The sequence below is a fragment of the Streptomyces sp. NPDC096136 genome (genome assembly GCF_044763325.1).
Taxonomy (GTDB): domain Bacteria; phylum Actinomycetota; class Actinomycetes; order Streptomycetales; family Streptomycetaceae; genus Streptomyces.
Genome location: NZ_JBIWFZ010000017.1, coordinates 1 through 26751, shown reverse-complemented (window position 1 = coordinate 26751; position 26751 = coordinate 1). Strand labels below are relative to the sequence as shown.

Sequence of the window (26751 nt, the reverse complement as noted above, 5' to 3'; positions counted from 1 at the left end):
GCGGATTGCGCCGCTCCCCCGGCCGACGACGGGGGTGCGGCGGCCCCTCCCCCGGCGGAGCTTCCTCCGCCCCTTCCTGCCCGGCCTCCCGCCAGGCCGCTCCCCGAACAGGTGGTACGTATGACGCACCCGGACGCCCAGGACGCGCCCACCCTCAGACCGGCCGTGCGCGCCACCCCCGCCACCGCCGTGATCGCCTCCGTCGCGCTCGTCGAGCTCTCCAGCGGCATCACCCAGGGCTTCCTCTCCCCGCTGCTGCGCGGGCTCACGGACACCCTGGGCGTCTCCGCCGCCGACCTGAACTGGATCAGCATCGCCAACCTGCTGGCCAGCGTCGCCTTCACCCCCGTGCTCTCGCGCATGGGCGACCTGTACGGCCACCGGCGCGTGCTCCGCTGGAACCTGGCGATCGTCCTCCTCGGCTCGGTCCTGGTCGGCCTCAGCCGCTCCTTCGGCACCCTGCTGGCCGGCCAGATCCTCCAGGGCGCCTTCGCGGGCTTCTTCCCCCTCCTCGTGGGCATCCTGCGCAACCGCGCCCGGGTGGACGGCGGGGGCGAGGGCGAGAGCCGCCGGGGCATCAGCCTGATGGTGGCCGCCCTGGTCGGCGGCATCGCCCTCGGCCTGGTGGCCAGCGGGTTCGTCGCCGAGGCGGTGGACAGCCCGACCGCCGCCCTGTGGGTGCCGGCCGTCGCCACCGGCCTCGCCCTGGCCGTCAGCTGGCCGCTGCTGCCCGATTCCGCGCACCGGCCCGGCGGCCGGATCGACTGGGCGGGCGGCCTCCTCCTCTGCATCGGCCTGGTCGCCCTGATGCTGGGCCTCGGCCTCGGCGGCACCCCCGGCTGGGAGTGGACCTCGGCCCGCACCCTCGCCGTCCTGATCGGCGGCGTCCTGGTCACCGCCCTGTGGGTGGGCGTGGAGCTGCGCACCGCCGAGCCGATGATCGACGTAAGGATGTTCCGCCACCGGGGCGTCGTGGTCGTCTCCCTGGTCACCCTCACCTTCACCTTCGGCATGATCGGCCTCCAGGTGGCGAACCCCGTGTTCATGGGGACGAGCCCCGCCGAGCACGGCTACGGGCTCGGCCTGGACCCGTTCGCGACCGGCCTGGCGATGCTGCCCAACATGCTCTCCCTCGCCCTCGGCGCCCTCCTGGCACCCGCCGTCGCCTCCGCCGTCACCGACCGGCTCACGCTGGTCTGCGGCTCCCTGCTGATGGCAGCCGGCTACCTGCTCTCCCTCACCTGCCACGCCCACCAGGCGCCGTTCCTGGCCGGCACGGCGGTCGCGGGCCTGGGCACGGGCTTCCTCCAGCACTCCACGCGCACCCTGGCGGTGGAGTCCGTACCGCACGAGCGGACCTCGGTCGGCTCCGGCCTCAACGAACTGCTGATCAACGTCGGCGGGTCCATCGGCGCCGCGGCCGTCCTGACGGTCTTCGCCGCCCGCACCCCCGCCGGGCAGGCCCTCCCCGAGCTGGGCGCGTACACCGCCTCCTGGACCCTGTGCACCGCCGTCGCCCTGGCCGGCGCCGCCCTCGGCCTCCTCTACCGCTCCCCGCACCCCACCGGAAGGTCCGCCCGATGACCGCCCCCGACTCCCTGCGCGAGCGGGCCCGCGCGCAGCTGACCGCCCGCCAGGACGAGGTCCTCGGCCTCAGCCACGCCCTGCACGCCGACCCCGAACTCGCCTACGAGGAGCACCGCTCGGCCCGCCGGATCGCCGAGCTCCTCGAACGCGGGGGCTTCTCCGTCACCCGGGAGGCGTACGGGCTGCCCACCGCCCTCGACGCCACCGCCGGCAGCGGGGACCTCGTCATCGGGATCTGCGCCGAGTACGACGCCCTCCCGGGCATCGGCCACGCCTGCGGCCACAACGTCAACGGCGCCGCTTCGGTCGCCGCCGCCCTGGCCCTGGCCCCGCTCGCCGACGAGCTGGGCATCACCGTGAAGCTCCTCGGCACTCCGGCCGAGGAGTCCGGCGGCGGCAAGGTCGACATGCTCCGCGCGGGCGCCTTCGACGACGTGGCCGCCGCGATGATGGTCCACGCCGCGCCCTCCGACTCCGTCGGGATGAGCTCGCTGGCCATCAGCAGCTGGAAGGTCGGCTACACCGGCCGCGCCGCCCACGCCGCCGCGATGCCCGAACGCGGGGTCAACGCCGCCGACGCCATGATGATCGCCCAGGTGGCCATCGCCGCGTACCGCCAGCAGATGCGGCCCGGCGCCGTGGTCTCGGGCGTGGTGACCGGCGGCGGCGAGGCCGCGAACGTGATCCCCGCCCGGACGAGCGCCGACTACGACTGCCGGGCCGTCACCGCCGGGGAGCTCGCCGAACTCCAGGCCCGCGTCCGGGCCTGCTTCGAGGCGGGCGCGCTGGCCACGGGCGCCGAACTCGCCCTGGAGACCGTCGGCAACGACTACGCCGACCTGCGCCAGGACTTCGAGATCGGCCGCCACTACCTGGCGGCCGCCCGCGACCTGGGCCGCCGCGTCCAGGACTGCGACCCGACCCTGAGGGGCGGCTCCACCGACATGGGCAACGTCTCCCACGTCGTACCCACCATCCACCCGATGATCGGCTACGACTGCGGCGACGCGATCATGCACAACCCGGAGTTCACCCGCTACGGCATCGGCGCGGGCGCCGACCGGGCCGTCCTGGACGGCGGCCTGGCCATGGCCTGGACCACGATCGCCCTGGCCGCCGACCCCCGGCACCGCGCACACCTCCTGGCCCGCCTGTCGGCCCGGGGCGTGGCCGTCTCCCCCGCGGGCTCCCCGGGGGCGCCGGCCTGACCGCCTTCCGGGGTAATGGCCGCCGCTCCCCCCTTTCCCTGCCGGGAAAAGGACGGACGACCGCCTACGGTGTGAGCGGACCAGCGGTCGTCGACCATCGGAGCTCACCTGTGAACGGCACCCGCAAGACGAACGACATGCCCCGGCGCCGGTTCGTGGCACTCTCCGGCGCCCTCGGCGCGGGCGCGCTGCTGACCGGCGCCGGCGGCGGCGCGTCCGCCGCGACGGGCCCCGGAGCGGCCCCCGCGGACGCGTCGTGCTGCCCCTGTCCCACGGATCCGGCGCCACCGGGAGGCGGGCAGAACCCCTGTCCTCCCGCCCACCTGCAGAACCTCTGCGGCAGCCCCGCCGACACCGACCCGCTGTGGCAGGACGTGCAGTACTGCACCCGGGGGATCGTCCCGCCGTCGGGGCAGAAGCCGGACTGCCTCAAGACGACGCCCAACTACGTGGTGCTGCACGGCAAGCCCGAGAACCAGCACGACTACCTGCTCCTGCCGAGCTGCCGGATCACCGGCATCGAGTGCCCGTTCCTCGTGACGACGAGCGTCGCGAACTACTGGCAGGACGCCTGGGAGAACGCCCGCCGGGGAGGGGACGTCCCCGTCCGCTACGACAACATCGGTCTGGGGATCAACTCCCAGGCGGCCCGGCGCATGAACCAGCTGCACATCCACATGGCCGGCGTGCTGCCGGGCACGCAGCGGCGGCTGCAGGACCTCGAGGCGGCGGGGCGCGTCGCCCCGCAGCCGTCGCAGTGGGGGGACCCCCAGTTCCGGGCACTCATGACGGGGGCGGACGGATCGGGCGACCGCACCTACCGGATCCTCCGGCTCGGCACGCTCACGCAGAACCTCTTCGACCTGGTGAACCTGTACGTGGTGCGGAGGTTCGGGCTGGACATGGCCGGCCAGACCCTGATCGTCGTGCCCAAGATGACGGCGGCGGGATTCGCGGGGAGCTTCTACGTCCTCAACAGCGACTCGTCCCTCCCCTCCGGGACGGACACCTGCGACCACCTGCTCGTCTACGGCCCCTGAGGCCCCGGCCGGCGCTGCGTCGGCCCCTCCGGCAGGGTCAGAGCGGGCGGACCTCCTCGGCCTGCGGTCCCCTCTGACCCTGGGTCACCTCGAACTCCACCCGCTGGTTCTCGTCCAGGGACCGGTAGCCGGAGGACTGGATCGCGCTGTAGTGCACGAACACGTCCGGGCCCCCACCGTCGACGGCGATGAAGCCGAACCCCTTCTCCGCGTTGAACCACTTCACGGTCCCCTGCTGAGGCATACCCCTCACACCCTTCCTCGCCGGTCCGAGGCAGTGCGCCTCGCGCGGGATCCTCCCCTCGGGCCGTACCGGGAAACCTCGCGGGCGAGACCCGGACGGGTGAACGCCCCGGCCGGCCGGTGCGGGGTTCAGCGGGGCGGCTCGCACCGCCGGGGAAGCGTCACGGTCCCGGACCGGTGCTCGAAGGTGTCCATGACCAGCCACTCATCCAGCGCGGGGTCGTAGAGGTTCTGGACACCGAACTGCAGCACCTGCCAGAAGGTGCCCCGGTCGTTCTCGTCGACGTAGACGTCGCCCAGCGCGAGCGGTAGGCGGGGGTGGTTGCCGGGGGGCAGTTCCGGCAGGACGACGCCCACCCTCCAGTGGTTCACCTTGCGCTGCGGGGTGCGGCGCAGCGTCTCCGGGCCGACGAACCGGGCCTTCGCGAGCAGCTCGTTCAGCGCGTCCAGGTCGAAGCCCGGGATGACCGAGCAGGGGTGCTCGGTCAGGCCGGGCCATTTGTACGTCAGCGTGTAGAGCGTGCCGTGGTGGATCAGGTTGGTGAACCAGATCGGGTACTGGGGGCCGCCCGCCGTCATCTGGCTGTCGCCGCCCCTCCCCTCCCAGGTGAACGGCACCGTGATGCCCAGGTCGCGCACGATCCACCTGCCCTTGCCGCGGAAGTCGCGGGGTAGGCGGGGCGGCGACGGCTTCGGGGAGGCCGCCGCCTGCAGCACGGCCGCGGTGCCGGTCCCGGGCGCGGCGGCGGCCGGGGGCGGGGCCGCCAGTGCGAGGGCGGCCACTGCGGCGAGAGCGGCCGACGTCACCGTCCGGCGTGCGCCTTTCAGACCCATCGTTTCCCTCTGCTGTCCTGTCGGGCGCCGTCACGGCGCAAGATCGGTCAGGGCGGATGCGGGGACACCGTCCCCGGAATTGAAGATTCCGAAACCGGTGACGCGAGCCCGCCGTCCCCGACCGGCGCCAGGACACGGCACGGCGGGCCTGCGCCGCCGGGAGCCGTCGGCGGGGCTACGCTCGGGCCGTGGGAGAGCCCGAGCAGCGCGCTGAAGGCGCGGGACCGTTCACCACCCGGCTCACCTGGCACCGCCCCGAAGGGGCGACGGTGGTGTGGGAGTCGCGGGTCGCCCGCCGGCGCGGTGCGCTGGCGGTGCGCGGGCCCGGAGACTCCCTCACGCTGTCGCCGGCCGCCGATGCCGAAGCGCTCGGCCGTCTGCGCCGGCTCAACGCCCTCGCCTCGGGTGCGTTCGTCATCGGGGGCGCGCTCTTCGCCCTCGGCGCCGCGGTGGCCCAGTTCGGCTCGGGCGACCCCCTGGAGAGCGCCGCCGTCTACTTCGCGGGCGGCCTGTTCTTCAACACCGGGGGCTACGCCTCGCTCCTCCAGGTGCTGAACGCGCCCCGCCACACCCCCGGGGGCGGCCCCCTGGTCACCGCCGGCTGGCGGTGGTGGGCGTACGAGCCGATGCGCGTGGCCTGGCTGAGCGCGTTCCTGCTGTTCGTCGGGACGCTCGTGTTCGGCGTCAACCTGTTGGACTCCTTCCTCCAGGGACTGAGCGTCCGGCAGACCAACCGGCTGATCTGGACGCCGGACGTGGTCGGATGCGTGCTGTTCCTGGCCTCGGGGCACCTCGCGTTCGTCGAGATCTGCCACCGGGCCCGGCCCTGCCTGCGCTCGCGCAGCCTGGGCTGGTGGGTGGTGGCGGTGAACCAGCTCGGGTCGGTGCTGTTCATGGTCTCGGCGCTGGCCGCGTTCACCCGGCCCGCCACCGGGAGCCTGGTCAACGCCGACATCGCCAACTGGGGCACGCTGTGCGGTGCGCTGTGCTTCTCGGTCGGCGGCGTGCTCCAGGCCTTCGAACGCCCCTGAGGGACGGTCCGGCGCCGCACTCCCTCGTGCCGGCGGTCTCCGCCGGCCCCGGGTGCGGGGAGGGGGTCAGCGGACGACGTCGAAGACGTTCTTCTGGAGGCCGTTGGCGTACGCCTCGTGCTCGACCAGCTTCAGCTTCTGGGCGTCCTTGTCGGTGGCGCTGAACAGCCGCTTGCCCGCGCCGAGCAGCAGCGGGAAGACGAGCAGGTGGTAGCGGTCGATCAGGCCGGCGTCCGAGAGGGCCCGGTTCAGGGACGCGCTGCCGTGGACGATGATCGGGCCGCCCTCGCCCTCCTTCAGCGCGGCGACCTCGTCGACGGAGCGCAGGATCGTGGTCTCGCCCCAGTTCGACACCAGGTCGTCCTCGGCGAGGGTGGTGGAGACGACGTACTTCGGCATCGCCTTGTAGCCGGCGAAGTCCGCCATGTCCGGCCACACGGGGCTGAAGGCCCCGTAGCTGACCCGGCCCAGCAGCATGGCCGTGGCCTCCTGCTGCTCCCGGCCCTTGATCTCGAACGCCTCGGGGAGGAACTCGACGTCCTTGAAGGTCCAGCCGGAGTTGCGGTAGCCGGGCTCGCCGCCCGGCGCCTCCACGACGCCGTCGAGGGAGATGAACGCGGTGCTGATCAGGGTACGCATCGTGGGGTCCTCGGTATCTCGTGTATGGGTCTGCCCGGGTCCGGCCGGTGCACGCTCCGGTGACGCGTGCCGCCGTGCTGCACCGGCTGTGGATTATGACTGCCGGCGCCGGAAAAACTCATCGGTCGTCGCCCCGCCTGCCGCGACGGGTGGCTGGGGCGGCACCCCAGTCGGCCCGTTCGTGGCGCAGGAGGCACACACCGCGCGGGCTCTGCTGCGGCGCGGGGACGGGGCGGGGTTGTCGCTCGTCGCTTCCGCGCCGGCCGGCGCCGGGTCGGGAGTCCGGTGCCGCGGATGGGTCGGAGTCCGCCCCGGAGTCCGCCCCGCCCGACCGATCGGCGGGTCCGGGGGGTGGCAGACTCGGCGGCATGAACTCCTCCCTGCCCGAGCCGGACCGGCAACTCTCCGATCCCGGCGTGCTGTTGCTCGACTACCTCGACTACTACAGGTCCGTGATCGGCGGGAAGGTCGAGGGGATGTCCGACGCGGAGCTGCGCGTCAGCCTGCTGCCCTCCGGGTGGAGCGCCCTCGAACTGCTGAAGCACCTCGTGCACATGGAGCGGCGCTGGCTGCGCTGGGGCTTCAGCGGCGAGCGGGTTGCGGAGCCCTGGGGTGAGCGCGGGCCGACGGACCGCTGGCACGTCGGCCCGGACGAGACGGCCACCGGGCTGCTCGCCGCGCTGCACGCGGGGGGCGAGTACACCCGGGCGGTCGTGTCGGGGACACCGCTGTCCACCGTCGCCGCGGCGGGCGGCCGCTTTGCGGACGACGGAACCGCGCGGCCCACCCTGGGGTGGATCCTGTTCCACGTGCTGCAGGAGTACGCCCGCCACGCCGGCCATCTGGACGTCGTCCGGGAGCTCGGCGACGAGGGCGCCGGCCGACGGCCCCGCTAGGGCCTGCGGCCCCAGGCCGAGATCAGGGGGGCGGTGGCCAGGTCCAGGCGGCCGGAGGCGACGTGCGTGAGGTGGGCGTCGATCTCGGGGTCCGTGGCCAGGCCCGCGGCCACCAGGCGGGTGCGGATCTGGCGTACGGTCGCTGCCTCCAGTTCGGCGCACGCCGGGGAGGTGAGGGGGAAGTAGGCGTCCGCGCCGACGTCCTCCAGGCCGGCCTCGCGCAGCACCCGCGGCAGGGTCCGGCCGAAGGACAGGTCCGCGCCCCGCTCGGCCATCAGCGTGCGGAACCCGGCGCGGAGCCGGTTGGCGAGGCGCTGCTCGGGCCCGGTCTCCTCCGGGCACAGCAGGGGCTGCAGTGCCGGGTCGGCGTCCTCCAGCAGCAGCCGGCCGCCCGGCCGCAGGGCGCGCACCATCCGGCGTACGGCTTCGGCCCGCTCGGTGACGTGGACGAGGACCAGCCGGGCGTGCACCAGGTCGAAGCGGCCTTCCCCGCCCGGGGGTTGGTCGGCGGCCACGTCGTGCCGGAGCACCTCGACGCCGTGTGCGGCGAGGCCCGCGGTCCAGGACAGGTCGATGTCCGTGGCCACGACCGCCCCGTCGGGGCCGACCCGGGCGGCCAGCCCCAGCGGTACCGAGGGCCCGCCGGCGCCCACCTCCCAGCAGCGCATCCCGGCGCCGATGCCCAGCCGGTCCACGTGCCGGAACGTCACCGGGTCGAACAGCTCGGCGAGCGCGGCGAAGCGCGCCCCCGCCTCGGTCTGCCGGTTGTCCAGCAGGTAGCCGCTCTCGCCCACACCCTCGCCGACGTGCTCGCCCATGCCGCCGATTCTCGCAGCCCGCGGGCGGGGCGGTTCAGGGCCACCACGCCTGCCGGTAGCCGGGCCGGCCCGCGTAGGGCAGGGCCAGCACGCGCAGGGCCCACTCCGAGGTCACCGGCGGTACGGGGAACCGGCGGCCGGTGTCGTCGCACAGCCAGCGCTCGCCGCCGGCCTCGTGGACCGGGCCCGTCCGGCCGAGGGAGCAGCCCCGGGAGAAGCAGTGCTCCACCGCGCACCCGGGCGGGCAGGAGGCGTTCGACGCGTCGAGCAGCATCCGCGCCGCGTGGACCTGGGCCAGCAGGCGCGGCGCGCCCCAGGTGCCGTCGGGGGCGGCGCGGGCGGCGGCCTCGTCGTCGTCGAGGCAGCCGCGCAGGAACCGCACGAGGTCGTCCATCGCGCCAGTATCACCGGAACGCCGGGGCCGGGCGGACGGACCGAATGCCGGGTGCGGGCGGCGGGGCGGCGGCGGCGCGGGGGCAATTCCGTGGACTCTCATGGGGGTTCGTACCACCGCCGTTCACCTGCTGGTGGGCCGCCCGTCGCCTCCGGAGAGGAAGTTCGCCCCCATGGACCTCGACGTACCCGATTTCGGTATCCCTCGGAAGCTCGCCGACCGGATGAGCATGGCCGAGCAGCACGAGTACCTGCGCGCGAAGTTCACCCGGCGCGGTGCGCTGCGCGCCGGTGCGGTGACGGCGGCCGCGGCGGGGCTGGGCCTGGGCGCGGGGGCGGCCTCGCCCGCGTACGCCGCCCCCGCCCTGCTCTCCTCCTCCGCGCGGCGCGGGGTCGACGGCTCGCTGGCCGCGCCGTTCGGCCGGCACCTGCAGTACGGGGCCGACCCGAAGACGCAGATGCGGGTCTCCTGGCAGGTGCCGTTCGCGGTGAAGAAGCCGTACCTGCGGGTGGGCACCAGCCCCTGGGCGCTCGGGGTGAGGATCGACGCGGAGGTGCGGCACCTGAGCACCCCGGTCCTGAACGGCGGCAAGATCGCCGCGGCGGAGCAGTTCTACCTGCACGCGGCCCTGGACCGGCTGCGGCCGGGCCAGACCTACTACTACGGGGTGGGGCACGACGGTTTCGACCCGGCCGACCACCGCAACCTGGGCACGCTGGGCACCTTCACCACGGCTCCCGCGCGCCCCGAGGGCTTCACCTTCACCGCCTTCGGCGACCAGGGCGTCAGCTACCACGCGCTGGGCAACGACGCGGTGCTGCTCGCCCAGAACCCCGCCTTCCACCTGCACGCCGGCGACATCTGCTACGCCGACTCCTCCGGTGCGGGCGGCACCGGGGACACCTACGACGCCCGCGCCTGGGACCAGTTCCTCGCGCAGACGGAGACGGTCGCCAAGACCGTGCCGTGGATGGTGACCACCGGCAACCACGACATGGAGGCCTGGTACTCGCCGCAGGGCTACGGCGGCCAGAAGGCCCGCTGGTCGCTGCCGGACAACGGCCCGGACCCGGTGAACCAACCGGGCGCGTACTCCTTCGTGCACGGCAACGTGGGCGTGGTGGCGCTCGACGCGAACGACGTCTCCTACGAGATCCCCGTCAACTTCGGCATCAGCGGCGGTCGGCAGACCGCCTGGCTGGACCGCCGGCTGGGCGAGCTGCGGCACCACCGCGACGTGGACTTCATCGTGGTGTTCTTCCACCACTGCGCCTTCTCCACGACGAGCGCGCACGCCTCCGAGGGCGGGGTGCGGGACGTGTGGGTGCCGCTGTTCGAGAAGCACCAGGTGGACCTGGTCGTCAACGGCCACAACCACGTGTACGAGCGGACCGACGCCGTCAAGGGCAACAAGGTCGGGCGCAAGGTGCCGATCGGGGAGCGCACGGACCCCACCCGGGACGGCATCGTGTACGTGACGGCCGGCGCGGCGGGTCGCTCGCTGTACGCCTTCCCGGTCCCCGACTCGTACGAGGGGCACGTCGCCGACCGCGACAGCGTGGACACCTTCCGGTGGGTCAAGGGCGCGTCGAAGGCGCCGGAGACGGTGGAGTGGTCGCGGGTGCGGTACACGAACTACTCCTTCCTCGCGGTGGAGGTGGAGACGGGGCGCTTCCCGAAGATGAAGGTGAGCGCGCTGGCCGAGACCGGCGAGCGGATCGACCACTTCGAGATCCAGCGGAGCGGCGCCGGCCGCTGAGCGGGGCACGGGCCCCGGCACCGCCCGGCGGGGCCCGTGCGGTCTGTCGTTCCCACCGCGCGAAGTGGTAGACCTGCTGCCGGAACCCGTGACCGTCGGGGAGCAGCAGGGAGGGGGCGGCCGTGCCGGACCTCAGCATCGGAGTCCTCGGCTACGGACTGCGCGGAGCCCTGGCCCGGACGGCCCACCGGCCGGGCCGGGGCTCCGTGGTGGCCGCGGTCGCCGATCCCGACCCGCGGGCCCGCGCGGCGGCGGCCGGGGCGTTCCCGGGCGCGCGGACGTACGCCGACCCGGGAGAGGTGATCGAGGGTCCCGGGATCGACGCCGTCCTGGTCCTCACCCCCGACCACACGCATGCCGGGCTGGCGCGGCGGGCGCTGCGGGCCGGCCGGCCCGTCTTCGTCGAGAAGCCGCTCGACATCGACGTGGAGCGCTGCGACGAGGTCCTGCGCACGGCGTACGAGACGGGCACGCGCCTGTACGTCGGGCACAACATGCGCCACATGCCGGTGGTCCGGCTGATGCGGGAGCTGATCGCGCGGGGCGCGGTCGGGACCGTGAAGACGGTGTGGATCCGGCATTTCGTGGGCTACGGCGGCGACTGGTACTTCAAGGACTGGCACGCGGAGCGCCGTTTCACCCACGGTCTGCTGCTCCAGAAGGCCGCCCACGACCTGGACGTCCTGCACTGGCTGGCGGGCTCCTACACCGAGGACGTGCAGGCCCTGGGCGATCTGATGGTCTACGGCGCCAACCCGCACCGCCGGGCGCCGGGCGAGCCCAAGGCCGCCGACTGGTACGCCGACGCGGGGCACTGGCCGCCGGGCAGCCAGCGGGACCTGAACCCGGTGATCGACGTCGAGGACGTGTCGCTGATGAACCTGCGCCTGGGCAACGGGGTCCTCGCCGCCTACCAGCAGTGCCACTTCACCCCCGACTACTGGCGCAACTACACCGTCATCGGGGACGCGGGGCGGCTGGAGAACTTCGGGGACGGCCCGGGCGGCGAGGTCAGGGTCTGGAACACCCGGCGTTCGTCCTACCGGGCCGAACCGGACGAGCGCCATCCCGTGCCGGAGGCCGCCTCGGGGGGCGGGCACGGCGGGGCGGATCCGCTGCTGGTCGACGAGTTCCTGCGGTTCGTCCGGGAGGGCGGGCCCACGGACACCTCTCCGGTCGCCGCGCGGATGGCGGTGGCCGCGGGGTACGGGGCCACGCAGTCCCTGCGGGACGGCGGGACCCCGCGCAGGGTCCCGCCGCTCGATCCGGTGCTGGCCGCCTACTTCGAGGACGGGCAGGTCAGGACGTAGGTGTGGCGCTCCGTCAGCCGCCCAGGGAGGTGCGCAGCGCGTCGGCCATGGCCCCGATGACCTCGGCGTGGTCGCGGACCAGGTAGAAGTGGCCCGGGGAGAACACCTTCAGGTCGAAGGGGCCGTCGGTGTGCTCGGCCCAGGCCGCGGCCTCGGCCACGGTCACCTTGGGGTCCCCGGTGCCGACCATGGCCAGCAGGGGGCAGCGCAGCCGCTCCCCCGGCTCGGGGGCGTAGGTCTCCGCGGCCCGGTAGTCGGCGCGGATGGCCGGGAGGACCATCCGCAGCACCTCCTCGTCTCCGAGGAGCCGGCTGTCGGTGCCGCTGAGGCTCTTCATCTCCTCGATCAGGCCGTCGTCGTCGCGCAGGTGCACGGTCTCGTGGCGGTAGGCGGAGGGGGCGCGGCGGCCGGAGGCGAACAGGGCGGCCGCCACGATGCCCTTCTCCCGCTCGAAGCGGCGGGCGACCTCGAAGGCGACGGAGGCGCCCATGCTGTGCCCGAAGAAGGCCAGCGGCCGGTCCGCCCAGGGCAGCAAGGCGGTGAAGACCTGGTCGGCGAGTTCTGGGATGCTGTCGACGAGGGGCTCGGCGCGCCGGTCCTGCCGTCCGGGGTACTGGACGCACAGGACGTCGGCGAAGTCCGGCATGGCGCGGGCCACGGGCAGGTAGAAGCTGGCGGAGCCGCCCGCGTGGGGCAGGCAGACCAGCCGGACGGAGCTGTCGGGCCTCGGTTCGAAGCGGCGGATCCACAGGCTGCTGTCGGTGGTGGTGGTCGGGGTGTTCACGGAGCGGACCGTGTCCTTTCAATGGAAGGGGAGGGGCGGCTGCCGATCAGGGCAGCTTGAGGATCCACTCGTCGACGGCGGTGGCCGTGGACTCGGCGTGGCGTTCCATCAGCGTGTAGTGGTTCCCGGGCACTTCGGCGACGGTCTGGGCGTGCTCGGGGGCCGGCGGCCGGTCGTCGGTGCGGTCGGCGGCCGGGTCGGCGTCCCGCGCCATCCGGTCGTCGGCGCGGACGACGAGGGTGGGGGCCGCGGCCTCGGGGGCGTCCCAGTCCTGGAAGAGGGCGAGGTAGCCGCCCATGGCGGTGAGCTGGGTGCCGGGTGCGGAGATGAACTCGAAGCGGTCGGACTGCTCCCGTACCACCGCGGCCTGGAACCGCTCGCCCATGCCCTGGGCGCGGGTGAAGCTGTCGAGCATCACGATGCCTTCGACGGGCCGGCCCAGCTGTTCCAGCCGGCAGGCGACGGCGTGGGCCACCCAGCCGCCGGAGGAGTATCCGACGAGGACGACCGGCTCCTGTCCCGCGCAGGCGGTGACGGCCCCGACGTGGACCTCGACGAGGGCCTCGACGTCCCGGGGCAGTGACTCGCCCGGGGCGAAGCCCGGCTCGGGCAGCCCCCAGATGGTGCGCCGGCCGCCGAACGCCGCGGCGAAGCGGGCGTACTGGTGGACGCCGGAGGGTGCCATGTAGGGGCCGAAGCAGACCAGGCGGGGGCCCTCGTCGCCGTGGGCGAGGCGGACCGGGACGGGCCGGTGGGCGTCGGCTTCGGCGGCGTCGAACACGGGCCGCAGCCGGGCGGCGGCGGTGACCAGCTCGATGCCCTCGGCGAGGCGGCCCAGTTCGCCCGCCCGGCGGTAGAGGCCGACCAGGACGTCCTCCCCGGGGGCCTCGGCGGCGCCGCCCGACCCGGCCGGAGCGGCGGGTCCGCCGGAGCCCTGGGCCAGCAGTTCGAGGAGGCGGGCGGTCAGGGCGGTGGGGCTGGCGTGGTCGAAGACCAGGGTGGCGGGCAGCTTCATGCCGGTGGCCCGGCCGAGCCGCTTGGCGAGGCGGACGGCGGTCAGCGAGTCGAAGCCGAGTTCCAGGAAGACCTGCCGCTCCCCCACCGCGTCGGGGGACGGGTGGCCGAGTACGGCGGCCGCCTCGGAGCGTACGAACTCCAGCACGGTCGGGGCCGGATCGGCCCCCGCGAGTGCGGCGAGGCGGCGCAGCAGGGGCGGTTCGCCGTCGGCCGGGGCGTCCCCGGCGCCGTCCTCGGCGGCCAGGAGCCGGCGCACCTCCGGGAGGTCGGCGATCAGGGGGCTGGGCCGGGCGGCGGTGAAGCCGGGGACGAACCGTTTCCAGTCCACGGCGGCGACGACCACGGTGGTGTCGTCCCGTTCGACGGCGCGGCGCAGGGCCAGCACGCCGAGGCCGGGGTCCATGGGGTCGAGTCCGCGCAGCCGCAGCCGCTCCTCGGCCGCCCGGTCGACCATGCCTCCGCCGCCCCAGGCGCCCCAGGCCACGGAGGTGGCGGTCAGGCCGCGGGCCCGGCGGTCCTCGGCGAGGGCGTCCACGAAGGCGTTGGCCGCCGCGTACCCGGCCTGGGCGCCGCTGCCCCAGGCCGCTGCCCCGGAGGAGAACAGCACGAAGGCGTCGAGTTCCCGGTCGGCGAGGAGTTCGTCGAGGTGGGCGGCGCCGGCGGCCTTCGCCCCCAGGAGCAAGTCGAGTTCGGCGACGGTGGTGTCGGCGAGCATGGCGGGGGTGCCGGTGCCCGCGGCGTGGACCACGGCGCTCAGCGGGGGCAGCGCGTCGAGGGAGTCCAGGAGGCGGGCCACGTCCTCGCGGTCGGCCGTGTCGCAGGCGGCCAGCGTCACGCCGACGCCCAGGGCCTCCAGTTCCGCGGCGAGTTCCGCGGCGCCCTCGGCGTCGGGGCCGCGGCGGCCGGCCAGGACCAGGTGGGCGGCGCCGGCGCCGGCGAGCCAGCGGGCTACGTGGCCGCCGATGTGGCCGGTGCCGCCGGTGACCAGGACCGTGCCGCGCGGCCGCCAGGCGGGGGCGTCGGCGGCGGCGGCTCCGTCGGCGCGGAGCATCCGGCGGGCGAGGAGGCCGTCGGTCCGCAGGGCGAGCTGGTCCTCGCCGCCGGCGGTGAGGGCGGCGACCAGCCTGCGGCCGGTGCGGCCGTCGGTGGCCCGTACGCCGTCGGGCAGGTCGATGTGGCCTCCCCACCGGCCGGGGTGTTCCAGGGCGGCGACCCGGCCCAGGGCGGCGACGGGTGCCTGGCGGACGGAGCGGACCGGGTCGGCGGGGCCGGTGGAGACCGCGCCCCGGGTCAGGCACCACAGGGGGGCGTCCAGGCCCGCGTCGCCCAGCGCCTGGACGAGGAGCAGGGTGGTGGCCAGGCCGAGCGGGACGGCCGGGTGCCGCGGGTGGGCCCGTTCGTCGAGGGCCAGCAGGGACAGGACGCCGGTCGCCTCCCGGCCGGCCGCGCGCAGGGCGTCGGCGAGGCCCTGCCGGTCGGCGTCGCCCGCCACGTCCAGGCGGACGATCCGGGCGCCGTGCGCGGCGAGGGAGTCCAGGGCCAGGTCCACGGCGGGGTCCGCGGGCAGGTCGCGGGGGACGACGGCGAGCCAGACCCCGGCCGGGGCGGCGGGTGCCGGGTCCGCGACGGGCTTCCAGGCGATGCGGTAGCGCCAGGCCTGCGTGGCGGCCTCGTCGCTGCGGCCCCGGTGCCAGGCGTTCAGCGCCGGGAGCGCGGTGCGCAGGCTGGCGTCCTCGTCGATGCCCAGTTCCCGGGCGAGGGTGGTGAGGTCCCCGCCTTCCACGGCCGCCCAGAACCCGGCGTCGGCGGCGGATCCGGCGGCGGGGGCCGGGGCGTCGGCCGCGTCGGGTGCGTCGAGCCAGTACCGCTGCCGCTGGAAGGGGTAGGTGGGCAGGGCCACGGCCGGGCCGTCTCCGGGTACGCCGTCGCCCAGCACGGCCGTCCAGTCGACGGGGACCCCGTGCGCGTGGGCGTCGCCGAGGGAGGTGAGGAAGCGGCGGGCGCCGCCTTCGGCGCGGGTCAGGGTCGTCAGGACGGCGGCCGGGGTCTCGGCCGGGGTGTCGTCGATGGTGTCCTGGAGCCCGTAGACCAGCACGGGGTGCGGGCTGATCTCGATGAACACCCGGTGCCCGTCGGCCAGCAGCCTGCGTGCGGTCCGCTCGAAGCGGACGGTGCGGCGCAGGTTGCCGTACCAGTAGGCGGCGTCCGGCGGGGTGTCGAGGGGTTCGCCCGTGACCGTCGAGTAGAACGGGACCGCGGGCGCGGCGGGTGCCAGGGCGGCGAGTTCCGCGGCGAGGTCCTCGCGCAGGGATTCGACCTGGGGGCAGTGCGAGGCGAGGTCGACGCGGACCCGCTTGGCGCGTACGCCGTCGGCGGCGCAGGCTTCGAGGAGTTCGGCCAGGGCCTCGCGTTCCCCGGCGACGACCACGGTGCGGGGGCCGTTGACGGCGGCCACGGCGAGGCGGCCGTCCCAGGGGGCGATGCGGGCGCCGGCCTCGGTCTCCGACAGCGGGAGGGAGACCATGCCGCCCTGTCCGGACAGGCGCAGCAGGAGGGCGCTGCGGCGGGCGACGAGGCGGGCGCCGTCGTCCAGGGTGAGGGATCCGGCGACGACGGCGGCGGCGATCTCGCCCTGCGAGTGGCCGACGACGGCGGCGGGGCGGACCCCGCAGGAGCGCCAGAGTTCGGCGAGGGAGACCATCACGGCCCAGAGCACGGGCTGGACGACGTCGGGGGTCTCCAGCGCCGGGGCGCCGTCCGCGCCGCGCAGGACGTCTTCGAGGTCCCAGTCCACGTGCGGGGCCAGGGCCCGGCCGCAGGCGGCGATCCGGTCGCGGAAGACCTCGGAGGTGTCGAGGAGGCCGACGGCCATGCCGGGCCACTGGGAGCCCTGGCCGGGGAAGACGAACACGGGCTGGGCGGGGGCGGCGGCGGTGCCGCGGACGGCCCCGGCGTGGGAGGCGCCGGAGGCGAGCGCGTCGAGGGCTGCGAGCAGCTCCTCGCGGTCCTCGCCGACGGCCACGGCGCGTTCGGCGAAGGGGGTGCGGGTGGTGGCGAGCGCGTGGCCGGTCCGGCGCGGGTCGGCGGCGGGGTCCTCGCGCAGGAGGGCGGCGACGCGGGCCGCCTGTTCCTCCAGGGCGGCGACGGTGCGGGCGGCGAGCGGCAGCGCGGTGGCGGCCGAGCGCAGGGGCCGGGGCCCGGGGTCGGCGGCCGGGCCGGTCTCCGCCGCGGGGGCGGGGTCGGGGCGGGGCGCCTCCTCGATGATGACGTGGGCGTTGGTGCCGCTCATGCCGAAGGAGGACACGCCGGCGCGGCGGGGCCGGCCGTCGGCGTCGGGCTCCCAGGCGACGGGTGCGGTGAGCAGCCGGACGGCGCCCGCGGTCCAGTCGACGTGCGGGGTGGGCTCGTCGGCGTGCAGGGTCCTGGGGAGCAGGCCGTGCCGCAGCGCCTGCACCATCTTGATGATGCCGCCGGCTCCGGCGGCGGCCTGGGTGTGGCCGATGTTCGACTTCAGGGAGCCCAGCCACAGGGGCCGGTCGGCGTCGCGCTCCTGCCCGTAGGTGGCGAGCAGGGCGGAGGCTTCGATGGGGTCGCCGAGGCGGGTGCCGGTGCCGTGTCCCTCGACGGCGTCGACGTCGGCGGTGGACAGGCCGGCGTTGGCGAGGGCCTGGCGGATGACGAGCTGCTGGGCCCGGCCGCTGGGCGCGGTGAGGCCGTTGGAGGCGCCGTCCTGGTTGACGGCGGAGCCGCGGATGACGGCGAGGACGGGGTGGCCGTTGCGGCGGGCGTCGGAGAGCCGTTCCACGAGCAGCATGCCGACGCCCTCGCCCCAGCCGGTGCCGTCGGCGTCGGCCGAGTAGGCCTTGCAGCGGCCGTCGGCGGACAGGGCCCGCTGGCGGCTGAACTCGACGAAGGCGCCGGAGCTGGACATGACGGTGACGCCGCCGGCGAGGGCCAGGTCGCATTCGCCCTGGCGCAGGGCCTGGGCCGCCATGTGCAGGGCGACGAGGGAGGAGGAGCAGGCCGTGTCCACGGTCACGGCGGGGCCTTCGAGCCCGAGGGTGTAGGCGATGCGTCCGGAGGCCACGCTGGCGGCGTTGCCGGTGCCGAGGTAGCCCTCGACGCCTTCGGGGACGGCCAGGCCGCGCCGCAGGTAGTCCTGGTAGCCGGAGCCGACGAACACGCCGGTGCGGCTGCCGCGTGCGGTCGCCGGGTCCACGCCGGCCCGTTCGAAGGCCTCCCAGGAGGTTTCCAGGAGCAGCCGCTGCTGCGGGTCCATGGCGGTGGCCTCGCGGGGCGAGATGCCGAAGAACGCGGCGTCGAAGTCGGCCAGGTCGTAGAGGAAGCCGCCGGCGCGGGCGTAGGTGGTGCCGGGGTGGTCGGGGTCCGGGTGGTAGAGCGCGTCGAGGTCCCAGCCCCGGTTGTCGGGGAAGACCGACATGGCGTCGGTGCCCTCTTCGACCAGCCGCCACAGCTCCTCGGGCGAGCGGACGCCGCCGGGGTAGCGGCAGCTCATCGCGACGATCGCGACGGGTTCCCCGTCGGCGGGGGTCCGGGTGGCGGAGTCCTCGGACGGCTCCTGGGTGCCGAGGAGTTCGACGAGGAGCCGGCCGGCGAGGTCGAGGGCGCAGGGGTAGTCGAAGACGAGGGTGGTGGGCAGGTCCAGTCCGGTGGCGCGGACCAGCCTGCCCCGCAGCTCCACGGCGGTCAGGGAGTCGAAGCCCAGGTCCCGGAAGGCGCGTCCGGGTTCGACGGCCTCGGGGCCCGGATGGCCGAGTACGGCGGCGGCCTCGGCGCGGACGAGTTCCACGAGGGTGCGGTCCCGGTCGGCGGGGTCGGCCTGGGCGAGGGTGCGGCGCAGGGCCAGGGCGGTGTCGTCGGCCCCGCCGGAGCCCGTGGCGGGGCCCTTCCCGGCGTCGCGGACCTCGGGCAGGCCGACGAGGAGGGGGCTGGGGCGGCCGATGGTGAAGGTGGGCGCGAAGCGGGCCCAGTCGACGTCGGCGACGGTCACGGCGGTCGCGCCGCGGCCGACCGCCCGGTCGAGGACGGTGAGCGCCGCCTCGGCGGGCAGGGGTTCCAGGCCGCGCTTGCGCAGGCTCTCGGCGATCTCGGGGGTGGCGGCCATGCCGGAGTCGGCCCACGGGCCCCAGGCCAGGGCGGTGGCGGGCAGGCCGGCGCAGCGGCGGGCGGCGGCGAGCGCGTCGAGGTGGGCGTTGGCGGCGCTGTAGGCGGCCTGGCCGCCCGCGCCCCACACCCCGGCGATGGAGGAGAACAGCACGAACGCGTCGAGCGGGTGGCGGGCGGGCAGCTCCCGCAGGAGCGCGTCGAGGTGGACGGCGCCCGCGGCCTTCGCGGCCAGGACGGCGTCGAAGGCGGCCGGGTCGGTGTCGGCCAGCAGTCCGGGGGTGTCGACGCCGGCGGTGTGCACGACGGCGGTGAGGGGCTGTTCGGCGTCCGGGCCGGTCAGGTCGCCCAGGAGCCGGGCGACGGCGTCCCGGTCGGCGACGTCGCAGGCGGCGACGGTCACCCGGGCTCCCAGCGCCTCCAGTTCGGCGGTCAGTTCCGCGGCGCCCTCGGCGGCGGGGCCGCGGCGGCCGGCCAGGACGAGGTGGGCGGCGCCGCGGGCGGCCAGGAGCCGGGCGACGTGCCCGCCGAGGGCGCCGGTCCCGCCGGTGATCAGGACCGTGCCGCGGGGCCGCCACTGGGCGGCGCTGCGCGCCTCGGTGCCGGGGGTGCGGGTGAGGCGGCGTGCGTACACCCCGTCCGGGCGTACGGCGAGCTGGTCCTCGGGGCCGGCGGCGGTGAGCAGGCCGAGCAGCCGGTCCAGGGCGGTGGCGTCGCAGTGCGCCGGCAGGTCGACGAGGCCGCCCCAGCGGGCCGCGTGCTCCAGTGCGGCGACCCGGCCGAGACCCCAGATCCGGGCCTGGGCCGGGGCCGTCGGCGGGTCCTGGGGCGAGGTGGTGACGGCGCCGCGGGTGGCGCACCACAGGGGGGCCTCGACGCCGGCGTCGCCGAGGGCCTGGACCAGGGTGAGGGTGGTGGCGTCGCCGGTGCCGAGGGCGGCCAGGCCGGCGGCGGGGCGCTCGTCCAGGGCCAGCAGGGAGACGACGGTACGGGGTGCGGCGCCGGCCGCGGCCTCCCGCAGCCGGGCCGCGAGGGCGTCGCGGTCCTCGGCGGGGTCCGCGGTGAGGGTGGTGGTGCGGGCCCCGCGGGCGGTGAGCGCCTCCCGCAGCGCGCCGGCGAGCTGCGCGGCGGCGGGGTCGGCGCCGTCGGCGGGCTCCAGCAGCAGCCAGTGCCCGTCGACGGGGCCGGCGGCGGGGACGGGCAGCGGCTTCCAGGTGGTCTCGTACTGCCAGTCCTCGATCGCGGGCCGGCGGCCGGCGGGGGCGGCGGGTTCGAGCCAGTAGTCCTGGCGTTGGAAGGCGTACGTGGGCAGGTCGATGCGGCGGGCGCCGCGGCCGGCGTGGACGGCGGCCCAGTCGACGGGGGTGCCGTGGACGTGGAGCCGTGCGAGCGCCGTGGTGACGGCCAGGTGCTCGGGGCGGTCGCCGCGCAGCAGGGGGACGAGGACGCGGGTGTCGTCGAGGAGGTGCTGGGCGAGGGCGGTCAGCACTCCGCCGGGGCCCACCTCCAGGAAGGTGCCGGCGCCTTCGGCGGCGAGGTGGTCCACGGCGTCGCCGAAGCGGACCGCCTCGCGGACGTGGCGGACCCAGTAGTCCGCCGAGCAGAACTCCTCGGCGGTGACCGGGCCGCCGGTGAGGGTGGAGACGACGGGCAGCGTCGGGGGTGCGAAGGCGACGGATTCGACGGCGGCCCGGAATCCGGCCAGCATCGGGTCCATCAGGGGCGAGTGGAAGGCGTGGGAGACGGCGAGGCCCTTGGTCTTGCGGCCCTGGGCGGAGAGCCGGTCCACCACCGCGGACACGGCGTCGGCGGCGCCCGAGACGACGACGGACCCGGGCCCGTTGACGGCGGCGACGCCGGCCCGGTCCTCCAGGCCCGCGAGCAGCTCCCGCGCCTGCGCCTCGGAGGCCTGGACGGCGACCATCACCCCGCCGGCCGGAAGCGCCTGCATCAGCCGGCCCCGCAGGGCCACGAGCTTCGCCGCGTCCTGGAGCGTGAGCACCCCGGCCGCGTGGGCGACCGCGTACTCGCCGACGGAGTGCCCGGCCAGGAAGTCGGGGCGCACCCCCCAGGACTCCAGCAGCCGGAACAGGGCCACCTCGACGGCGAACAGCGCCGGCTGGGCGTACTCGGTGCGCTCCAGCAGGTCGGCGTCCTGCCCGAACACCACCTCGCGCAGGGGGCGTTCGAGGTGCGGGTCGAGGGCGGCGCACACCGCGTCGAAGGCCTCGGTGAACACCGGCTGGGCCGCGTACAGTTCACGCCCCATGCCCAGGCGCTGGCTGCCCTGGCCCGAGAACAGGAAGGCGGTCGCGCTCTCGCGCCCGCCGGCGCCCTCGACCAGCTGGGCGGCGGGCTCGGCCGCGGCGAGGGCGGTGACCCCGGCGACGAGTTCGGGCAGCTCGGTGCCGACCACGGCGGCCCGGTGCTCCAGGACGGCCCGGGAGGCGGCCAGGGAGTGCGCCACGTCGACGGGGCTGACGTCGCCGAGGCCCAGGACGTGCCGCAGGAGGCGTTCGGCCTGCTCGCGCAGGGCCGTGGTGTCGCGGCCCGAGAGGGTCCAGGCCACCGGCAGCGGGCCGGGGGCGCCGGCCGCGACGGGCTCGGTCGGGACCTCCGGGGCCGGCGGGGCCTGCTCGATGATGGTGTGGGCGTTGGTGCCGCTCACCCCGAAGGAGGAGACGGCGGCCCTGCGCAGCCGGCCGTCCTCCGCCCATCGGACGGGCTCGGTGAGGAGGCGGACCGTGCCGGAGGTCCAGTCGACGTGCGGGGAGGGCTCCTCGGCGTGCAGGGTCCGGGGCAGGACGCCGTGGCGCAGGGCCTCGACCATCTTGATGATCCCGCCAACCCCGGCCGCGGCCTGGGTGTGGCCGATGTTGGACTTCAGCGAGCCCAGCCACAGCGGCCGGTCCTCCGAGCGCCCCTGCCCGTACGTCGCCAGCAGCGCCTGCGCCTCGATCGGGTCGCCGAGGGTGGTGCCGGTGCCGTGGGCCTCGACCACGTCCACGTCGGACGCGGAGAGCCCGGCACTGGCCAGGGCCTGCTCGATCACCCGCTGCTGGGCGGGGCCGTTGGGGGCGGTGAGGCCGTTGGAGGCGCCGTCCTGGTTCACCGCCGAGCCCCGGACGACCGCGAGGACGGGGTGGCCGTTGCGCAGGGCGTCCGAGAGCTTCTCGACGAGCAGCATGCCGACGCCCTCGCCCCAGCCGGTGCCGTCGGCCCCGGCCGCGAAGGACTTGCAGCGGCCGTCGACGGCCAGGCCCTGCTGGCGGCTGAACTCGGTGAACATGCCGGTGGCCGCCATGATCGCGGCGCCGCCGGCCAGGGCCATGGTGCATTCGCCGCGGCGCAGGGCCTGGACGGCCAGGTGGAGGGCGACGAGGGAGGAGGAGCAGGCGGTGTCGACGGTCAGCGAGGGGCCTTCGAGCCCGAAGGTGTAGGAGAGGCGGCCGGAGGCGACGCTGGGGGCGGTGCCCGTCAGCAGGAAGCCCTCCAGTTCCTCGCGGGTGTCGCCGCTGCCCGCGTACCCCTGGTAGGCGAGGCCGACGAAGACGCCGGTGCGGCTGCCCTTGACGGAGGTGGGGGCGATCCCGGCCCGTTCGAAGGCCTCCCAGGCCACTTCGAGGAGCAGCCGCTGCTGCGGGTCGGTGGCCAGGGCCTCGCGGGGGGACATGCCGAACAGGCCCGGGTCGAAGCGGCCCGCGTCGTGGAGGAAGCCGCCCTCGCGGGTGTAGCACTTCCCGGGGACGCCCGGGTCGGGGTCGTAGAGCCCCTCCAGGTCCCAGCCGCGGTTGTCGGGGAAGCCGGTGACCGCGTCGGATCCGCTGTCGACCAGCCGCCACAGGGCCTCGGGGCTGTCGACGCCGCCGGGGTAGCGGCAGCTCGTCGCGACGATGGCGATCGGCTCCTGGTCCTTCGCCTCCACCTCGTGCAGGCGGCGCCGGGTCTGCTTGAGGTCCGCCGTCACGCGCTTGAGGTAGTCCAGCAGCTTCTGTTCGTTCTCGTTCTGCTCGTTCTGCATGTTTCTTCACCCGTCAAGAAGTGTCAGGAAAGGGTGCGGTGGTGCGGCCGCGGTGGTGTGCACCTGCTGGTCCGGGCTCTTCCGGGTGCTCAGGAGCCGTCGAGCTCCTGGTCGACGAGCGCGAAGATGTCGTCGACGGTGGCGCTGCGGAGCCGCTCGTCGGACGTCTCGTCGGGGGTGGGTCCGCCGGGCCGGGCGGCGGTGGGCGCGGGGCCTTCCGAGAAGGCCGCGAGCACACCGTGCAGGCGGGTCCTGATCCGGGAGCGGACGAGGTCGTCGTCGGCCCCCACGGCGGCGAGGACCCGCTCCAGCCGGTCGAGCTCCCCGAAGACCGCCATGGCCGACGGGGCCGGAGCCGGCGCGGGGGCGAGGTCGGTGCCGATGCGGGCGGCGAGCGCCACGGGCGTCGGGCAGTCGAAGACGAGGGTGGCCGGGAGCCGCAGCCCGGTGGCGGAGTTCAGCCGGTTGCGCAGCTCCACCGAGGTGAGGGAGTCGAAGCCCAGCAGCTTGAACTCCCGGTCGCGGTCCACCTCGCGCGGACCGCCGAGACCGAGGACCGCCGCCACCTGGGTGCGCACCAGGTCCAGTACGGCGGCGTCCCGTTCGGGCCCGGACAGCCGGGCCAGCCGCTCGCGCAGGGCCTCCGGGCCGCCGCCGGGCGCGGACTCCCGCACCGTGCGCCGGGCGGCCGGCCGCAGCAGGCCGCGCAGCACCGCCGGTACGGACCGCCCCGCGTCGGGGTCCGCGGCGGCCGGGGCCGCGGTGGCGAAGCGCACGGGTACGGCGACGGCCTGCTCGCCGGTGCGGGCCGCGTCGAAGAGGGCGAGGCCCTCCGCCGCACCGAAGGGGACCAGACCGGAGCGGGCCATCCGCTCCTGCCCGGACGCGTCCATGCCCGAGGCCATTCCGCTGTCGGCCCAGGGACCCCAGGCCAGGGAGGCGGCGGGCAGGCCGGCGGCGGCCCGGCGCTGGGCGAGCGCGTCGAGGAAGGCGTTGGCGGCGGCGTAGTTGCCCTGGCCCGCGCTGCCCAGGGTCGCGGCGACCGAGGAGAACAGCACGAACGCCGACAGGTCCGCGTCCCGGGTCAGTTCGTGCAGGTGGAGCGCGGCGTCCACCTTGGGGCGCAGGACCGCCTCCAGCCGGTCCGGGGTGAGGGAGGTGACCAGGCCGTCGTCGAGGACGCCGGCGGCGTGGACCACGGCGGTCAGCGGCCGGTCGGCGGGGACGGCGGCCAGGAGGGCGGCGAGCGCCTCCCGGTCGCCGGTGTCGCAGGCCGCGAGGGTGACGGTCCGCGCGCCCGCCGCGAGGAGTTCCTCGCGCAGCGTGCCGGCCCCGTCGGCGGCGGCGCCGCGCCGGCTGGTGAGCAGCAGGTGGCGCGCGCCGTGTCCGGCGACCAGGTGGCGGGCGACGAGTCCGCCCAGCGCCCCCGTGCCGCCGGTGACCAGGACGGTGCCCTGCGGGTCGGGTGCGGCCGGGACGGTGAGGACGAGCTTGCCGATGTGCCGGGCCTGGCTCAGGTGGCGCAGGGCGGCGGGGGCCTGGCGGACGTCCCAGCAGGTGACGGGCAGGGGCCGCAGGGCGCCCGCTTCGAACAGCGCGACGAGCGCGTGGAGCATGGCGCCGATCCGGTCGGGTCCGGCTTCGATGGTGTCGAAGGCGGTGTAGACGGCGCCCCGGTGCTCGGCGGCGACCTGCCGGGGGTCGCGGACGTCGGTCTTGCCCATTTCCAGGAAGCGTCCGCCGTCGGCCAGGGTCCGCAGCGAGGCGTCGACGTACTCGCCGGCGAGGGAGTTGAGCACGACGTCCACGCCGCGGCCCGCCGTCGCCTCCAGGAACCGCTCCTCGAAGCCGAGGTCGCGGGAGGAGGCGAGGTGGCCGGCGTCCAGGCCGCCGGCCGCCGCCAGGGCCGCCCACTTCCCGGGCCCCGCGGTGCCGTGGACCTCGGCGCCGAGGTGGCGGGCGAGCTGGGTGGCGGCCATGCCGACGCCGCCCGCCGCCGAGTGCACCAGCAGCGTCTGCCCGGCCTTCAGCCCGGCCAGGTCGACCAGCGCGTAGTAGGCCGTCAGGAAGACGACGGGCACGGAGGCGGCCTCGGTGAACGTCCAGCCGCGCGGCATCCGCGCCACCATCCGGTGGTCGGCGACGGCGAGCGGCCCGAAGGACTCGGGGATCATGCCGAACACCCGGTCCCCCACCGCCAGGCCGGCGGCGCCCGGTCCGGTCTCGACGACGACGCCGGCGGCTTCGCTGCCGAGGGTGGCCGCGCCCGGGTACATGCCGAGGGCGATCAGGGCGTCGCGGAAGTTGACGCCGGCGGCGCGTACGGCGATGCGGACCTGTCCCTCGGCGAGCGGGGCGGTGGCCGCGGGGTTGTCGGTGAGCGCGAGGGCGTCGAGGGTGCCGGCCGCGCCGGGGGTGCCCGCGGCGCCGGTGGTCAGCCGCCAGCCCGTCGCACCCGGGGCGGGGCGCAGTGCGTCGGCGGCGGTCCGGCGGGCGAGCCGGGGGACGCGGGCGGTGGTGCCGCGCAGGGCGAACTGGGGTTCGCCGCCGGCCAGCGCCGCGGCCAGCAGCCGCTCCTCCGCGTCCGCGTCGGGGAGTGCGGGTGCGGACGCCCCTGCGGGCGCGGGGGCCAGGTCGGCGAGCACCAGGCGGCCCGGGTTCTCCGACTGCGCGGAGCGCACCAGCCCCCACAGGGCGCTCTGGGCCGGGTCGGTGACGGCGGCCCCGGGCTCGGGGGCGACGGCGCCCCGGGTCAGCAGCACCAGCCGCGAGCCCGCGGTCCGGTCGTCGCCGAGCCAGGTCCGCAGCAGCGCGAGGCCCTCCCGGGTCACCGTGTGGACCTGCTCCGCTTCCGGTGCGCCGCGGGTGCCGCGGGGTGCCGGGACCAGGACGGTGTCCGCGAGCCGGTCGGCCCCGCCGAGGCCGTCCAGCAGCGCGAGCAGGCCCGCCCGGTCCTCGACCCGGACGAGGGGCGCCGCGGTCTCCCGGGAAGCGCCTTCGGCGTCCAGCGGCATTACGGGCCAGTCCAGACGGTACAGCGCGTCCTGGTGCTCGACGCCTCCGGCGGCGGGCAGCTGATCGGCCGTCACGGTCCGCAGGCCGAGGGAGTCGACGGCGACGACCGCCCGCCCGGTGCCGTCGGCGGCGAACAGGGACACCGTGTCCGGGGCGGGCGAGGTGAGCCGGACCCGCAGCGCGGTCGCGCCGGTCGCCTCCAGCCGTACACCGCTCCACGCGAAGGGGATCCGCCCCTGGCCGGTGTCGGGCAGCAGGCCGCCCAGGCCGACGGCGTGCAGGGCGGAGTCCAGGAGCGCCGGGTGGACGCCGAACCCGTCGGCCGCGGTGTCCTGCGGGAGGGAGACCTCCGCGAACACCTCCGCACCGCGCCGCCACAGGGCCCGGAGCCCCTGGAACAGGGGTCCGTAGCCGAAGCCGAGCTCGGTCAGCCGCTCGTAGTAGCCCTCCAGCGGGACGGCCCGGGCGTCGGCGGGCGGCCACTGCGACAGGTCCTGTGCGGCCGCGGTGCCGGCCGGCGGGGCGAGCACGCCGACGGCGTGGGTCGACCAGGGCTCGTCGGGGCCCCTCCCGTCCGGCCGGGAGTGGACGCTGACGCTCCGGCGCCCGTTCCCGTCGGGGCCGGCCACCGTGACCTGGAGCTGTACGGCGCCCTGGGCGGGCAGGACCAGCGGGGCCTGGAGGGTGAGCTCCTCGACCCGGTCGCAGCCGGTCTCGTCGGCGGCCCGGACCGCCAGGTCGACCAGGGCCGTTCCGGGGAGCAGGGCGGCTCCCATGACCCGGTGCTCGGCCAGCCAGGGCTGGGCCGTGAGCGAGAGCCGTCCGGTGAGGACGAGGCCCTCGCCGTCGGCCAGTTCGACCGAGGCGCCCAGCAGGGGGTGATCGGCGGAGCCCAGCCCGGCGCCGGCGAGGTCCCCGGCGGCGGGCCGGGTTTCGAGCCAGTAGCGCCGGCGCTGGAAGGCGTAGGTCGGCAGGTCGACGCGGCGGGCACCCTGACCGGCCAGGACCGCCGGCCAGTCCACCGGCGTGCC

Annotated in this window: 14 protein-coding genes and 1 pseudogene; 7 read left to right on the top strand and 8 right to left on the bottom strand. The window is 75.9% G+C overall.

All coding sequences use genetic code 11. The features are described 5' to 3' along the window. The first annotated feature begins 120 nt into the window (after positions 1–120). The 3 genes from ACIRBY_RS28375 (at position 121) to ACIRBY_RS28365 (ending at position 3835) form a co-directional block, all read left to right on the top strand. Positions 121–1584: an MFS transporter gene (locus tag ACIRBY_RS28375; protein WP_403905624.1), complete on the top strand. Its 1464-nt coding sequence runs from the start codon at positions 121–123 to the stop codon at positions 1582–1584. Continuing rightward, entirely contained in the window at positions 1581–2795 is a 1215-nt protein-coding gene (locus ACIRBY_RS28370; protein ID WP_403905621.1) for an amidohydrolase, read from the top strand. The genes ACIRBY_RS28375 and ACIRBY_RS28370 overlap by 4 nt, the downstream gene beginning before the upstream one ends. A gap of 110 nt (positions 2796–2905) precedes the next feature. Beyond that, a complete protein-coding gene (locus tag ACIRBY_RS28365; RefSeq protein WP_403905619.1) occupies positions 2906–3835 on the top strand; it encodes a CDP-diacylglycerol diphosphatase in 930 nt (309 codons plus the stop codon). 37 nt (positions 3836–3872) lie between these two features. Here ACIRBY_RS28365 and ACIRBY_RS28360 read toward each other — a convergent pair whose 3' ends face one another. Both ACIRBY_RS28360 and ACIRBY_RS28355 read right to left on the bottom strand, forming a co-directional pair. Beyond that, positions 3873–4079, bottom strand: a complete 207-nt coding sequence (locus ACIRBY_RS28360) for a cold-shock protein (RefSeq protein ID WP_390690784.1) — start codon at positions 4077–4079, stop codon at positions 3873–3875. Positions 4080–4207: 128 nt separating this feature from the next. Continuing rightward, the gene (locus ACIRBY_RS28355) at positions 4208–4885 is read right to left on the bottom strand and encodes a hypothetical protein (protein WP_403905616.1); all 678 of its coding nucleotides are present in this window, start codon (positions 4883–4885) and stop codon (positions 4208–4210) included. 215 nt (positions 4886–5100) lie between these two features. Between ACIRBY_RS28355 and ACIRBY_RS28350 the strand changes: the two genes are divergently transcribed. Next, positions 5101–5943, top strand: coding sequence for a hypothetical protein (locus ACIRBY_RS28350; RefSeq protein WP_403905613.1), 843 nt, complete (start codon positions 5101–5103; stop codon positions 5941–5943). Between the two features lie 66 nt (positions 5944–6009). On the opposite strand, the gene ACIRBY_RS28345 is transcribed toward ACIRBY_RS28350, so the two are convergent. After that, positions 6010–6582, bottom strand: a complete 573-nt coding sequence (locus ACIRBY_RS28345) for a dihydrofolate reductase family protein (protein WP_403905610.1) — start codon at positions 6580–6582, stop codon at positions 6010–6012. 368 nt (positions 6583–6950) lie between these two features. On the opposite strand from ACIRBY_RS28345, the gene ACIRBY_RS28340 reads away from it, so the two are divergent. Next, the gene (locus ACIRBY_RS28340; protein WP_403905608.1) at positions 6951–7478 is read left to right on the top strand and encodes a DinB family protein; all 528 of its coding nucleotides are present in this window, start codon (positions 6951–6953) and stop codon (positions 7476–7478) included. Here ACIRBY_RS28340 and ACIRBY_RS28335 read toward each other — a convergent pair. Further along, a complete protein-coding gene (locus ACIRBY_RS28335; protein ID WP_403905606.1) occupies positions 7475–8296 on the bottom strand; it encodes a methyltransferase domain-containing protein in 822 nt (273 codons plus the stop codon). The two genes, ACIRBY_RS28340 and ACIRBY_RS28335, sit on opposite strands and share 4 nt — an antisense overlap. 34 nt (positions 8297–8330) lie before the next feature. Further along, the gene (locus ACIRBY_RS28330) at positions 8331–8690 is read right to left on the bottom strand and encodes a DUF6221 family protein (protein ID WP_403905603.1); all 360 of its coding nucleotides are present in this window, start codon (positions 8688–8690) and stop codon (positions 8331–8333) included. A gap of 172 nt (positions 8691–8862) precedes the next feature. Between ACIRBY_RS28330 and ACIRBY_RS28325 the strand changes: the two genes are divergently transcribed. Together ACIRBY_RS28325 and ACIRBY_RS28320 are read left to right on the top strand one after the other, a co-directional pair. Continuing rightward, positions 8863–10449: a purple acid phosphatase family protein gene (locus tag ACIRBY_RS28325; protein WP_403905601.1), complete on the top strand. Its 1587-nt coding sequence runs from the start codon at positions 8863–8865 to the stop codon at positions 10447–10449. Positions 10450–10571: 122 nt separating this feature from the next. Next, positions 10572–11759, top strand: a complete 1188-nt coding sequence (locus tag ACIRBY_RS28320) for a Gfo/Idh/MocA family protein (protein ID WP_403905598.1) — start codon at positions 10572–10574, stop codon at positions 11757–11759. A 13-nt stretch (positions 11760–11772) separates the two neighbouring features. Here ACIRBY_RS28320 and ACIRBY_RS28315 read toward each other — a convergent pair whose 3' ends face one another. The 3 genes and pseudogenes from ACIRBY_RS28315 to ACIRBY_RS28305 all read right to left on the bottom strand — a co-directional run. After that, positions 11773–12543: a thioesterase II family protein gene (locus ACIRBY_RS28315; protein WP_403905595.1), complete on the bottom strand. Its 771-nt coding sequence runs from the start codon at positions 12541–12543 to the stop codon at positions 11773–11775. Positions 12544–12589: 46 nt separating this feature from the next. Continuing rightward, positions 12590–22648, bottom strand: a pseudogene (locus ACIRBY_RS28310) (type I polyketide synthase); the annotation flags it as partial. A gap of 146 nt (positions 22649–22794) precedes the next feature. Continuing rightward, positions 22795–26751: SDR family NAD(P)-dependent oxidoreductase (locus tag ACIRBY_RS28305; RefSeq protein WP_403905593.1), on the bottom strand; the 3957-nt coding region annotated here is incomplete at its 5' end.

What these genes read in the sequence shown, in the direction of transcription:
- ACIRBY_RS28375 (WP_403905624.1), top strand. Translation starts at nt 121, where the DNA reads ATGACGCACCCGGACGCCCAGGACGCGCCCACCCTCAGACCGGCCGTG.
- ACIRBY_RS28330 (WP_403905603.1), bottom strand. Translation starts at nt 8,690, where the DNA reads ATGGACGACCTCGTGCGGTTCCTGCGCGGCTGCCTCGACGACGACGAG.
- ACIRBY_RS28335 (WP_403905606.1), bottom strand. Translation starts at nt 8,296, where the DNA reads ATGGGCGAGCACGTCGGCGAGGGTGTGGGCGAGAGCGGCTACCTGCTG.
- ACIRBY_RS28360 (WP_390690784.1), bottom strand. Translation starts at nt 4,079, where the DNA reads ATGCCTCAGCAGGGGACCGTGAAGTGGTTCAACGCGGAGAAGGGGTTC.
- ACIRBY_RS28340 (WP_403905608.1), top strand. Translation starts at nt 6,951, where the DNA reads ATGAACTCCTCCCTGCCCGAGCCGGACCGGCAACTCTCCGATCCCGGC.
- ACIRBY_RS28370 (WP_403905621.1), top strand. Translation starts at nt 1,581, where the DNA reads ATGACCGCCCCCGACTCCCTGCGCGAGCGGGCCCGCGCGCAGCTGACC.
- ACIRBY_RS28325 (WP_403905601.1), top strand. Translation starts at nt 8,863, where the DNA reads ATGGACCTCGACGTACCCGATTTCGGTATCCCTCGGAAGCTCGCCGAC.
- ACIRBY_RS28345 (WP_403905610.1), bottom strand. Translation starts at nt 6,582, where the DNA reads ATGCGTACCCTGATCAGCACCGCGTTCATCTCCCTCGACGGCGTCGTG.